This window comes from Peribacillus simplex, assembly GCF_001542915.1.
GTDB lineage: Bacteria > Bacillota > Bacilli > Bacillales > DSM-1321 > Peribacillus > Peribacillus simplex_B.
This window is the reverse complement of the sequence record NZ_LNNH01000055.1, coordinates 156,705-169,844: the sequence shown is the minus strand read 5'-3', so window position 1 is coordinate 169,844 and position 13,140 is coordinate 156,705. Positions and strand designations below refer to the sequence as shown.

Here is a 13,140-nt window from a genome sequence, read left to right as displayed (position 1 = left end):
AAATTTGATGGGCAATGGGATGTCGTTAACCAAATTCCATTACATCATGAAGGAAGTGGAACGTGATGATTAAAATTGGTGATATATTAATGCTCGAACAAAAGTACTCCGCCCAGAAGGAAAAGTTCAAATGTATGGTTGTCGAGATGGAGCCTGGTTTTGTTTATATAGATTTTCCCATCCATTTAGAAACTGGAAAAATTGCCTTCCTGATGGACGGGACTCAGCTGAACGTCACGTTTACAAGTGAGGAGCAGGCGGTTTATGTGTTTGATTCCGAAGTCCTGGGAAAAGTGAAAGGCAGGATACCGATGATACAGCTCTCCCTGCCCCATTTGGACACGTTTGTGAAAATTCAACGAAGGCAGTACGTTCGTCTGGATGTAACGCTTGATGCTGCCCTCCATCCTGAGCATGCCGAGTTTACCCCCTTTCGAGCATTAACGGAGGATATCAGTGCCGGCGGAGCATCGATAAGGCTTTTGAAAGGGGCAACCATCCAATCGGCTTCACAGATATACCTATGGCTGGCGCTAACGCTTAAATCGGGGGAAATCCATTACTTACGTTTGAAAAGCAAAGTCATCCGAGTGACGGAGAAGGATTTTGGCAATATGCTTTTGCATGTCCAATTTGTTGAGCCGTCAAAAAATGATGTACAAACATTAATGCGATTCATTTTTGAAAAGCAGGTCGATTTAAAGAAAAAAGGGTTGTACGCATGACGGGGTTGAATGAAAACCGGCGATTCCACCCATACTGCTAATATAATCAGTATGGAAGGGGCGGAGCATGAAAACATTTGAAAGAATATTAATTAAAGTGATTCTCATCCAATTGGCCTGCTTATTCTTATTCCAGTTCCTATTAAGCAGGGAGGACCAAATCTTTGATTTGACCAAGCTTTCGAAATATGAAGGCGTTACCAGCAATAATTATACGAAAATCATTGAAACGTTCAATGGGATTACAAAATAAAGCGGTGATCCGCTTTTTTTTTGTATGAGGAGTTACGATGATCGGAAAACTATCGGGGTGGGAGGATTCATAGGGGATTTTGATTGTACGCTTCCTTTTATTAATGATTTTCCAGCCATTTGTGATAAAATGAAAGTGTAATAACTAATCAGCATGATTGTAGGATTCTTGGGAGGATTTATGGAAAAAAAATTATCAGTTGCAATCGATGGGCCAGCTGCGGCTGGAAAAAGCACGGTTGCTAAAATTGTTGCAGAAAAGTTCAATTACATATATGTGGATACAGGCGCGATGTACAGGGCCCTTACCTTTAAGGCCCTTAATCAACAGGTACGCCTCAATGATGAACAAGCTCTTTTTGGAGTGCTCATCGATACGGAAATAGAATTAAGGACGAGTGAAAAGGGACAGCTGGTATTCTTGGATCATGAGGACGTGACAGCCCAAATCAGAAACAATGAAGTGACTGGCTCTGTATCGGAAGTGGCGAAGCACCGGAGCATTCGCGAAGAAATGGTGCGCAGGCAGCAAATCTTTGGCGAAAACGGCGGCGTCGTCATGGATGGAAGGGATATCGGCACGCATGTGCTGCCAAACGCTGAAGTGAAGGTTTTCCTGATTGCGTCTGTAGATGAAAGGGCCCAACGGCGACACCAGGAAAATGTATTGAAAGGTTTCCCTTCCGATATCGAAAAGCTGAGGGAAGAAATTGCAACAAGGGATAAGCTGGACTCCGAACGTGAAGTATCGCCCTTGAAAAAGGCAGCGGATGCCATCGAAATCGATACGACTTCCTTATCAATTCAAGAGGTGGCCGAAAGTATCATGTCTTTAATAGAAGAGAGGAAAAGATAAATTGGATTTTTACACATTTGCCAAAAACGTTGTAAAAGGCGTTTTAACGCCTGCTTATAGGGTTAAAACCTTAGGAAAGGAACATTTCCCTAAAGAGGGCGGTGTCTTGATCTGCTCCAATCACATTGATAATTTGGATCCGCCCGTAGTTGGCATGACATCACCTCGCGATATACATTTCATGGCGAAGGAAGAGTTGTTTCAAGCGCCTGTTTTAAAGGGTATATTACCTAGGGTGAATGCTTTTCCGGTCAAGCGGGGCAACAGTGACCGGGAATCGCTCAGGAAGGGTTTAAAGCTTCTGAAGGAAGGCAAGGTCCTCGGGCTGTTTCCCGAGGGAACCAGAAGTAAAACTGGTGAATTGGGAGAAGGCTTGGCAGGTGCTGGTTTTTTCGCATTGCGATCTGATGCCGTGATCATACCTTGTGCAATCATCGGCCCCTATAAGTTTTTACGGCCATTGAAGGTGGTTTACGGTCCTCCCATCGATTTCAACGAATATCGGAAACAGAAGATTTCAGCCGATGAAGCGACAAAGATCATCATGGACCGTATCGGGAAATTGATTTCCAAGCATAAATAGTTCTTCATACTTGACAATTTTCTGATTTTGTTGGAATTTATAAAATAGGGGCAATGTTCCTTATTGGCGATGAAAAAGGATATAACCTGATTATTCTAAAAAAACTGTTTTTTTATCTTTATTAGGAAAGTGTTTTTATTGAACCACTTAAATAAAATATGTGGCCGATGAAGAGGAAGATTGCTGATCAGTCATGGGTTAAGGAGGAGTTAGTAATGACAGAAGATATGAACCAGGTAGAAGTGAACAATTACAAAGTTGGGGATCAAGTGAAAGCAACCGTTTCAAAGGTAGAAGAAAAGCAGGTCATTGTCGATGTTGAGAACAGTAAGACTGATGGAATCATCCCTATCAGTGAGCTGTCCAGCCTTCATGTCGAAAAGGCATCAGATGCCGTTTCGGAAGGGGATGTATTGGAGCTTGAAGTTATTAAAGTGGAAGAAGAAGCTCTCATTCTATCAAAACGTAAAATCGACGCACTAAAGGCATGGGATGACCTGGAATTGAAGTTTGAAAATGGTGACGTATTTGAGGCAGAAGTGAAAGATGTCGTCAAAGGCGGACTTGTTGTGGATCTAGGCGTACGTGGTTTCGTTCCGGCTTCTCTAGTAGAAGACTATTTCGTTGAAGACTTTTCTGATTACAAAAACAAAACTTTAACATTCAAGATCGTTGAGCTTGAGAAAGACAAGAATCGCTTAATTCTCTCACATCGTGCGGTAGTCCAAGATCAAAAGGAAAAACAAAAGGCAAATGTACTCGATAATCTTGAAAGCGGGCAAGTGCTTGAGGGTGTCGTCCAAAGGATCACCGATTTTGGGGCATTCGTCGATATCGGAGGCGTGGACGGCCTTGTCCACATTTCCCAGCTTTCGCACCAGCATGTCGACAAAGCGTCCGATGTCGTTTCCGAAGGCGATAAGGTACAAGTGAAGGTGCTTTCCATTGATCGTGATAATGAGAGGATCTCGCTTTCCATCAAGGATACCCTTCCAGGACCGTGGGCAGGCATTGCCGATAAGGCAGCAAAAGGATCTACACAATCGGGAATCGTCAAGCGCCTTGTTTCTTTCGGTGCATTCGTCGAGATTTTCCCTGGGGTAGAAGGGCTTGTTCACATCTCGCAAATATCGCATAAACATATTGCCACACCACAGGAAGTACTGAAGGAAGGGCAATCCGTCGAGGTGAAGGTTTTGGATGTCAATGAAACGGAACAGCGTTTATCATTGAGCATAAAAGAACTTGAAGAACCTCAGTCCTCTAATTACAACACATCAAACTATGAACTTCCTGAAGAAACAAAGGGTTTTCAGCTAGGTGAAATGATTGGGGATCAATTGAAAAAACTAAAATAAGATAATAATGGTGATAGCCTTGGAGAGAGAAAAACGAAAATTAGATCATATAGAATTTGCGCTAAAAACAGGTCAGCAGCATAACTCCGGACTGGAAGATATTTCGTTTATTCACCAAAGCTTACCAGGAATTTCTTTGAATAACGTGACCCTCACAGCAGAAATTGGCGAACTTGAATTAAGTTCGCCAATTTTTATAAATGCCATGACCGGAGGCGGGGGCGCTGAAACGGAAAAATTGAATGGTGATCTTGCCATAGCTGCAAGGGAAACGAAAATCGCCATGGCGGTCGGTTCGCAGATGGCTGCAATCAAGGATCCTGCCCAGCAGGCATCTTTCAAAGTGGTCAGACAGGAGAATCCCGACGGCGTGCTGATTGGCAATCTTGGCGGTGAAGCAACTGTAGACCAAGCGAAGCGAGCAAGCGACATGATTCAGGCAAATGCCCTGCAGATTCACATCAACACGATACAGGAGCTGACGATGCCTGAAGGAGATAGGGATTTTGCCGGAACCCTGTCAAGAATAGAAAAAATCACTAGCAGCATCGGAATTCCTGTCATTGTAAAAGAGGTCGGTTTTGGAATGAGTAAGGAAACGGTGGATCAATTGCTTTCCGTTGGTGTTTCAATCATTGATGTAGGCGGTTTTGGCGGCACGAACTTTGCTAAAATCGAGAATGAAAGACGAGCGAAAGTACTCGGATACTTTAATGAATGGGGCATTCCTACGGCTGCTTCGATTGTGGAAGCGGTTAAAGTTTCACCTGAACTTTCGGTGATTGGATCCGGCGGCATCCGTAATTCTCTGGAAATCACAAAATGCCTCGCTTTAGGAGCGAGAGGGGTCGGTTTGGCCGGTCATTTTCTCAAGTTGCATAAAGAGTTGGGCCTTGTACAATTAATTAAAGAAATAACCTACATACATGAAGATATAAAAATCATCATGACTGCACTCGGCTGCCGAAATATCGGCGAATTAAGGAAATCGAAAATGATCATTTCAGGAAATACCTACCATTGGTTAACGCAAAGGGGAATCGATTGCTCCGCCTATGCAAGATGATAGCCATAGAAAGAAGCACCTCAATGGGAATGAGCATTGAGGTGCTTCTTTTTTTCGTTCATATATGCCTAGCTATTCCTTTTTCGTGCCTCTTCGGGGCCTTCCATACTCGTGGCCCCTTTATGATCCAAGGATTGATCCCTATCGGACTCCACCCGCTTACTTTGTTTCAACTTCTTCTCCTGGCGATCTTTGCCCATGTTTCCACCTCCTTAATTTAAAAATGACCGAACGGAATTGTGAATGAATGCATAGAAAGCCCCAATAATTGCAGGACATTACGTTTATTCCTTAAAAAAATGAGCCATAATGTTTCCTAGAGGGGGATGCTGCATGGATGGAATATTGTTTTATTGGTTTTCTTGGATAGTTTGGGTCATTGTCATGTTTTTTATTCCGAAAACGGTGCCATATCGGTTTGATTTTTTGTTTCATCTGTTGGCAGTCATGCTATTAGCGGGATATAAGTTGGAGATTTCCTTGCTTTCCATGCATGTGAGCGGACTCTACCTATTCTTAATACTGTGTGTGTATATCAGGAAGCAATCGATTTTCAAAATCATGGAGTTGATCAGCGGCTGTCTTATCGTTACGCTCGCCTATGCAAGTTTTCAACTTTTTTCTTTGCTAGACCCGATATGGCTCATTATCAACCCCTCCTACCTCTTGTGCCTCTTTTTGAATTATCTTATCCTATTACTTTTTAAAAATTGGAAACATCGCTTGTTTGCCCTTTTAATTGGTTTAATAATGGGGGATATCATATATTCTGTTTTACTGGTTTATCACTCTTTCCCATATGTGGCCTTGGCATTCGCTTGGCATGATGATGCAGCCCTGATTCTGGGAGCAAACGTACTTTGGCGGATGTTGGAGCTTGTTGGCCAATATGTATATTCAGCTTCCCAATCGAGATTTTTAGCGAAACAGAGAAAAGAGAACTTCAATCAGTGAACAAGGGGAGGAGGATCCTTTCTCGTGTTTTATCCCAATGATGCCTGTTAAATGGAGTAAATTGGAATGGGAGGCTTTTATTTATACAATCATTGTTGATTGGCGCGAAATTTGGTACTATAGGGTAGTTAGAGGTCTGTAGATAAATCGTAAAGTGCTCTAAGCAATTAATAAGGAAGCACATGCTTGAGAGCTTTCTTCATTTTTTTTTGGGCTGTATATAATCATGTTTGAGCATGCAGTCGGTTCATGTAAAGAAAGTGAACGAACTTGCCTGTAAATCCTTGATACGTTTAACTGATCATCAGTTGTGCATGTAGTCCTGATGGAAGTTTCCTTTATATGATGATGGATACAGTCTTTTCCTTGAAGTAGGAAATAATGAAAAACAATAATGCAATGCAAGTAGTGCATGCATTCCTGGATTTCGTGACTTTGACAGAGATATAGTAGCAGAAAGGGTGAATAGCAATGCCAAAACCGGTAATTGCGATTGTCGGTCGTCCGAACGTAGGTAAATCGACGATCTTTAATAGAATAGTGGGAGAACGGGTTTCGATTGTCGAAGACGTTCCAGGAGTGACACGTGACAGGATATATAGTTCAGGTGAATGGTTGACACATGATTTTAACATTATTGATACAGGCGGAATCGATATCGGTGATGAGCCGTTCCTTGAACAAATTCGCCAGCAGGCTGAAATTGCCATCGATGAAGCCGATGTGATAATCTTTATGACGAATGGCCGTGAAGGGGTTACGGCTGCTGATGAAGAGGTAGCCAAGATTCTTTATAAGTCGAGAAAGCCGGTTGTCCTTGCGGTTAATAAAGTCGATAATCCAGAAATGAGAGATCAAATTTATGATTTCTATGCGTTAGGCTTTGGGGATCCATTCCCGATTTCCGGGTCACACGGACTTGGGCTCGGAGACTTGCTGGATGAAGCAGCGAAGCACTTCCCTAATTTCAGCGGCCAGGATTATGCTGACGATGTCATTAAATTCAGCTTGATCGGAAGGCCGAATGTAGGCAAATCATCATTGGTCAATGCATTGCTGGGGGAAGATCGCGTTATCGTAAGTGAAATTGAGGGTACGACCCGTGATGCGATCGATTCGCCTTATAAATATAACGGTAAAGAGTATGTCATCATTGATACCGCTGGAATGAGGAAAAAAGGGAAAGTGTATGAAAGTACGGAAAAATACAGCGTACTTCGTGCATTACGGGCAATTGAACGCTCAGACGTCGTTCTTGTCGTATTGAACGCTGAAGAAGGCATTCGCGAGCAGGATAAAAAAATTGCCGGTTATGCTCATGAAGCAGGCAGGGCGGTCATCATCGTCGTCAATAAATGGGATGCGATCGAGAAAGATGAAAAGACAATGAAGGATTTTGAAGAAAAAATCCGTGCCCACTTCCTATTCCTGGATTATGCGCCGATCATCTATCTTTCTGCATTGACTAAAAAGCGGACACATACATTGATTCCGGTCATCGATCAGGCTAGTGAGAATCATGCCATTCGAGTTCAGACAAACGTATTGAATGAAGTGGTCATGGATGCCGTGGCGATGAACCCTACGCCAACCCATAATGGGAACCGCTTGAAAATTTACTACACGACCCAGGTAGCGATCAAGCCTCCTACTTTCGTTGTATTCGTTAATGATCCTGAGTTATTGCATTTCTCCTATGAAAGATTTTTAGAGAATCGAATTAGGGATGCCTTTGGTTTCGAAGGAACACCAATTCGGATTTTTGGGCGCCAAAGAAAATAGTAAAGGGAGTCATACAATGGTGAAAGCAAAAGAAAGCATCGCAGTCATTGGTGCAGGTAGCTGGGGCACTGCTTTAGCGATGGTATTAGCTGATAACCAGCATGAAGTGAGATTATGGGGACATAATCCGAAGCAAATTGAAGAAATAAACCAACATCATACGAATGAAAAATACTTGCCTGGGATTGAATTGCCTAAAGGGATTAAAGGCTATTCTTCCATCAAGGAAGCGTTGTTCGGAATTGAAATGATCATTTTGGCTGTGCCGACCAAAGCATACCGGGAAGTTCTTGGGCAGATCGAAGCGGCCCATGATAAACCATTGACAGTTGTGCATGTAAGTAAGGGGATCGAACCGGACTCCCTGCTGCGTATTTCTGAAATGATCGAAGAAGTCTCTTCTCCGGATTGGCTAAAGGATATCGTTGTTCTTTCGGGACCAAGCCATGCGGAAGAGGTCAGTCTCCGTCATCCAACGACAGTTGCCGTTTCTTCAAAAAATATGAAGGCGGCAGAAAAAGCTCAGGATCTTTTCATCAACAACAATTTCCGCGTTTATACGAATCCCGACTTGATTGGTGTTGAAATTGGCGGAGCCCTGAAGAACATCATTGCTTTGGCTTCAGGAATTACCGACGGGTTAGGCTATGGTGATAATGCAAAGGCTGCCTTAATGACCCGTGGTTTGGCAGAAATATCCCGTTTAGGAGTGGCCATGGGTGCCAATCCACTTACTTTTTCAGGATTAGCTGGAATTGGTGATTTGATCGTCACTTGTACAAGCGTTCATTCCCGAAATTGGAGAGCAGGGAATATGCTTGGTAAAGGAAAGAAACTGGATGAAGTATTGGAAAGCATGGGAATGGTGGTCGAAGGGGTCAGAACCACTAAAGCCGCCTACCAGCTAGCCCGGAAATACGAAGTCAATATGCCGATTACTGAAGCCCTGTACCATGTTTTATTCAATGGAAAAGAAGTGAAAAGTGCAGTTGACCTTTTGATGAATCGTTCAAAAACGAATGAAATGGAAGAACTATACAACATTTTGGATAACAGGCAGTAGGATTTTCCCTTTTTTTGCTGCTTTCATAAAAGAATTTCAATTAATTAGGCATTCGATGATGCGTCTTGCCATGTATCAGCATACAATGCAACGAAAGTAAACTAGTAATTTGACCTCGGCACGGGGGATTTAGTCAAATGAGCAGAAGATATCTTAATATCTTCTGCTTTTTTTGTGGAAAAAAAACTTCCCTGAAAGTATGAAAAAATGAATAGGTTATTCAAGTTTGCATCAAGCATACTCTATATTTCCTTATTTTTTGTTAAATAGCGACTATTTTTTTTGGTATGAAAATTGCTGAGTGTAATATAACCAAGAAATTTTTTGAAATGAACGGAGAAGCTGGTCGATTTTTCTCGAAAAAAAGGGAAGGGGCATGATACATGCAAACAGGTAAACTGAAAAGGTCTTTAAACTTATGGCAAATCGTCTTGCTTGGTGTTGGGTACATGACGCCGATGGTCGTCTTTGATACATTCGGGATCGTTTCCGAATTAACGGGAGGACATGTGCCGACCGCTTATGTCATTGCTTTGGTGGCCATGCTGTTTACGGCAGCCAGCTATGGGAAAATGGTGAAAATTTATCCTCAGGCCGGGTCCTCCTATACGTATACACAAAAAACGATCAATCCGCATTTAGGTTTCCTTGTCGGATGGTCATCGATGCTTGATTACTTATTTTTACCGATGGTGAATGCGATTTTAACAAAAATATACTTAACGGCACTTTTTCCGGAAGTAGCCCCATGGATATGGGTGGTGGCATTTGTCTTGTTAATGACTGGAATTAACTTATTCAATGTAAATTTCGCTGCAAACTTCAATAGCTTCCTTGTTTTTTTTCAAATTCTCGTCATCATCATTTTCGTGGCACTTGTCATCAAGGGGGTCATGCATGGTGAAGGTACCGGAGACGTTTCCTCGCTTCAGCCGTTCATCGGACCTCATTTGGAAACGTCGACGCTCATAGCGGGTGCTACGATCCTTTGTTTTTCCTTCTTGGGGTTCGACGCGGTCACGACATTATCGGAAGAAACACCCAATCCAGCCAAAACGATTCCGCGGGCCATTTTTTTGACGGCTCTCATCGGAGGGGTTTTATTTGTGGCAGCTGCATTTTTCACCCAGCTATTCTTTCCCGATGTTTCCCGTTTCAATGATCCGGAAGCAGCTTCCCCGGAAATAGCACTTTTCGTAGGCGGGAAGCTATTCCAATCGATATTCCTTGCTGGCACACTATGCGGCACCCTTGCCTCCGGTCTTGCTTCACATGCCAGTGTATCAAGGTTGTTATATGTGATGGGGCGCGACCAGATGATTTCAAAAAAGCTTTTCGGATTTGTCCATCCAAAATATAATACGCCATTTTTTAATGTCATCTTTGTCGGAGCCATTTCGCTGGTTGCCTTATTCCTTGATCTGGTTACGGCTACTTCGCTGATCAATTTCGGAGCGCTGATGGCTTTCACCTTCGTCAATATTTGCGTAATCGTCCATGCCATCAGGAACAAAAGTTTTCACACGGTCAAAGGATTTCTTGCCAATATGCTGTTCCCTATTATTGGCGGGGCATCGGTGTTCATCCTATGGCTTAATCTTGAAATGAGCTCCTTGATTCTGGGGACAGTCTGGGCAGGGATAGGGATCGTGTATCTTTCTTACCGGACGAAATGGTTTACGGAATCCCCTCCGTTATTCAGTTTTGAAGAGGCACAGTGAATCGACTTTCCTGTTTAGGGAGGCAGCCGATCCCGTTTAAGACGTTCAGCAGCGTTCATGTCAATGTCCTATTCGTTTTTGGATCAAGAATTTGGTAAGCGGCTTCCGTGCATGCATGTAGAGGAAATGGTGTGGTCGCTTAAACCAAAAAAGGGCGTATCAGAAGCTTATTGGCCCTAGACGCAACGATTCAGTTTACTGATTATTTTGACGATTAGCCAGGTAGGGTGACAATGGCTGCAACAGGAATACCCTTCTCCATATCATAGGGAGAGGAAGATTGAAAATGTCGTCCGTTTAGATGAAAAGGGCCAGCGGATGGCCCTTTTCTTATGGCTTGAATAGGCACAGGTGTAAGAGGTATCAAAAGTTATGGGTTATTTTTTATCTAGCAATTCAGAATTATGTTAAAATATAGACTAGGTTACTTTAAGGGGAGTGAAACTGTGTTATCCATTCCGGATGATAAAATTAGACCATTCATAACGATCACGATCGATCAGCCAGCACTTTCAGAGCAAAACATTCATGAGATACAGGAACCTTTCTTCTTTCTAATGAAGGATAATCAGGTGTTTGCCTATATCCGCATGGATGATTTGCCGTTAAATGAAAGAATAACAACAGTCGAACAGCTTTTACAGTATGCCTTATCGATTGATAATGTCTGTAAATTGCCTCCGAACATATCCTTGCCGCTACTGTTTCAAATTATTGGCGAACCAATCGTCCTGATCAAGACCGACGATGGCATGCTTACCGGTTATGTCAAAAGGGAAGATGTGTTAGCGGAATTATTCAAGCAGGACAGCAAACAAAACCTGGACCTGTTAAAGGTCATATTAACTTCTATTCCGATGGGGATCTTTGTCGCGGATAAAGAAAAAAATATCGTGAATTTCAATGAATCGGGCCTGAAAATGATCAAGAAGCCTGCTGAACAGGTTCTTAATGAACCAGCTGAGACCATCTTTAATAAAGAGCATATACATAGCGTGTTTGCAAGCGGGGGCAGTATTCTTAATCAGCTGGAAATCACTGATGTCATGAGTGTACTTGTCGATTATAGCCCGATTCTGAACCATGCTAAAGAAGTGGAAGGCCTGATCATCATCGTTCAGGATTTACCGATGGTTGAGGAAATGGCGATGGAAATAGAATTGATAAAAAGTTCAAATAAAGACTTGAATGCCATTTTAGCGAATATTTATGATGAAATCCTGGTCGTTAATCAAAAAGGGGAGCTGCTTCGTTATAGTGACAGCATCATTTCCGGTTTTTGGGGTAAGGATTTAAAGGATTATATCGGAAAGAATCTCTTGCAGTTGGAGGATGAAGGGATTTTCAATCCTTCTGTGACCCGTCTTGTCCTTGAACAAAAAAAGAAAGTATCGATTGTCCAAGATACCAAAATGAATAAAAAAGTCCTTTCCGTCGGAACGCCTGTATTCAATGAAAAAAGGGAAATCGAACGAATCGTGATTGCATCAAGGGATATTACCGAAACGACGCAATTGAAATCGGAATTGAATGAAATGAGAAAAGAATTGGATTCGTTCAAAAAGCAAGATCAATTTTATAAAGAGTTGATTTTTGCCAGTCCTAAAATGGAACAGATCATCAGCCAAATCAAGAAAATCGCTCATTTTTCCTCTACCGTTCTGATCAATGGGGAATCGGGGGTTGGGAAAGAAGTGATAGCCGAGGCCATTCATAAAATGGGGAGGCGGTCGAAGCAGCCCTTCCTGAAGATAAATTGCGGCGCAATACCGGAAAACCTTCTTGAAAGTGAATTGTTCGGTTATACGAAAGGGTCCTTTACCGGAGCGGATAAAAACGGGAAAGTCGGCTATTTTCAACAGGCCAATAAAGGCGTTTTGTTCCTTGATGAAGTGGGTGACATGCCGATCCATCTTCAGGTCAAGCTGCTGCGTGTCCTTCAGGAGCAGGAAGTGATTCCGATTGGAAGTACGACACCGATCCCGATCGATGTTCAAATCGTTGCTGCCACCAATAAAGGATTGGAAAAAATGGTCGAAATGGGAACGTTCCGTGAAGATTTGTTCTATCGGCTGAATGTCATTCCGATACATGTCCCGCCTTTAAGGGAAAGGCCAGAGGATATACCGCCGCTTGCCTTTCATTTTCTCCAAAAATTGAATGAAAGGTATCAACGGAACTACCACTTTTCCCCTGATGCCTTGAACATCCTGGAGGTGTATACATGGCCCGGTAATATCCGGGAATTGCAGAACATGATCGAGAGGTTGGTTGTTTCTGCTGATGAAGAGATGATCGATGCCGACTTCATCCAACGATTCATTCCTGTCGGGAGCGGTTTTAAACAAACGAAACCAATCATCACGCGAATCCTGCCTCTTCAGGAAGCGATGGATCACGTCGAGGAGCAACTGATCATGCTTGCCATGAAACAGTACAAAACGACGACGAAAGCGGCAAAAGCGCTAGGGATAAGTCAATCTTCCGTAAGCAGGAAGTATCAAAAGGTCCTGGCTGAACAAAGCAGGAAAATCGAAAAAAATGCCTATTAAATGAAAGTCATGGGACAAGCGATTTACAGTCGCTTGTCCCATGGCTTTTTTTCTTGAAGATGCAAATATACAGGCGATTATGCAAACCGAAATAGAGCTATGCATTTTCGCATAGTTTCGGAGGGGATTCTAACCTAAATGACGATATTCATAGGATTTTTAACTTGGCATGCTTCTTGCTTAATTATATATATATAAGCAAAAAGGGAGGTAAGCATTAACATCTCA

Annotated in this window: 12 protein-coding genes; 11 read left to right on the top strand and 1 reads right to left on the bottom strand. The window is 42.7% G+C overall.

Features of this window, described 5'->3' with window-relative positions:
- Positions 1-65: 65 nt before the first annotated feature.
- From AS888_RS22465 to fni, 6 genes are all read left to right on the top strand, one after another.
- Positions 66-725, top strand: coding sequence for a flagellar brake protein (locus tag AS888_RS22465; RefSeq protein WP_061144305.1), 660 nt, complete (start codon positions 66-68; stop codon positions 723-725).
- Between the two features lie 67 nt (positions 726-792).
- Positions 793-978, top strand: coding sequence for a YpfB family protein (locus tag AS888_RS22460; protein WP_061144304.1), 186 nt, complete (start codon positions 793-795; stop codon positions 976-978).
- Positions 979-1,158: 180 nt separating this feature from the next.
- On the top strand, positions 1,159-1,833 hold the full coding sequence (cmk, locus tag AS888_RS22455; protein WP_061144303.1) for a (d)CMP kinase: 675 nt from the start codon (positions 1,159-1,161) through the stop codon (positions 1,831-1,833).
- A gap of 1 nt (position 1,834) precedes the next feature.
- Positions 1,835-2,416 (top strand): lysophospholipid acyltransferase family protein, encoded by a 582-nt coding sequence (locus AS888_RS22450; RefSeq protein ID WP_061144302.1) that lies wholly within the window; start codon positions 1,835-1,837, stop codon positions 2,414-2,416.
- Between the two features lie 215 nt (positions 2,417-2,631).
- Positions 2,632-3,774: a 30S ribosomal protein S1 gene (gene rpsA, locus AS888_RS22445; protein WP_061144301.1), complete on the top strand. Its 1,143-nt coding sequence runs from the start codon at positions 2,632-2,634 to the stop codon at positions 3,772-3,774.
- 7 nt (positions 3,775-3,781) lie between these two features.
- On the top strand, positions 3,782-4,840 hold the full coding sequence (fni, locus tag AS888_RS22440; RefSeq protein ID WP_311316498.1) for a type 2 isopentenyl-diphosphate Delta-isomerase: 1,059 nt from the start codon (positions 3,782-3,784) through the stop codon (positions 4,838-4,840).
- A 68-nt stretch (positions 4,841-4,908) separates the two neighbouring features.
- On the opposite strand, the gene AS888_RS25360 is transcribed toward fni, so the two are convergent.
- On the bottom strand, positions 4,909-5,040 hold the full coding sequence (locus AS888_RS25360) for a YpzI family protein (protein WP_081092571.1): 132 nt from the start codon (positions 5,038-5,040) through the stop codon (positions 4,909-4,911).
- A 133-nt stretch (positions 5,041-5,173) separates the two neighbouring features.
- Between AS888_RS25360 and AS888_RS22435 the strand changes: the two genes are divergently transcribed.
- From AS888_RS22435 to AS888_RS22415, 5 genes are all read left to right on the top strand, one after another.
- Positions 5,174-5,794, top strand: coding sequence for a YphA family membrane protein (locus AS888_RS22435; protein WP_061144300.1), 621 nt, complete (start codon positions 5,174-5,176; stop codon positions 5,792-5,794).
- Positions 5,795-6,265: 471 nt separating this feature from the next.
- Positions 6,266-7,576: a ribosome biogenesis GTPase Der gene (gene der, locus AS888_RS22430; protein ID WP_061144299.1), complete on the top strand. Its 1,311-nt coding sequence runs from the start codon at positions 6,266-6,268 to the stop codon at positions 7,574-7,576.
- 16 nt (positions 7,577-7,592) lie between these two features.
- Complete coding sequence (locus tag AS888_RS22425; RefSeq protein ID WP_061144298.1) at positions 7,593-8,639, top strand: NAD(P)H-dependent glycerol-3-phosphate dehydrogenase; 1,047 nt, start codon at positions 7,593-7,595, stop codon at positions 8,637-8,639.
- A gap of 383 nt (positions 8,640-9,022) precedes the next feature.
- Positions 9,023-10,360 carry an APC family permease gene (locus tag AS888_RS22420; protein ID WP_061144297.1) on the top strand — a complete coding sequence of 446 codons (1,338 nt, stop codon included), beginning with the start codon at positions 9,023-9,025 and terminating at the stop codon, positions 10,358-10,360.
- A gap of 446 nt (positions 10,361-10,806) precedes the next feature.
- Positions 10,807-12,912 carry a sigma 54-interacting transcriptional regulator gene (locus AS888_RS22415; protein ID WP_061144296.1) on the top strand — a complete coding sequence of 702 codons (2,106 nt, stop codon included), beginning with the start codon at positions 10,807-10,809 and terminating at the stop codon, positions 12,910-12,912.
- Positions 12,913-13,140 lie beyond the last annotated feature (228 nt).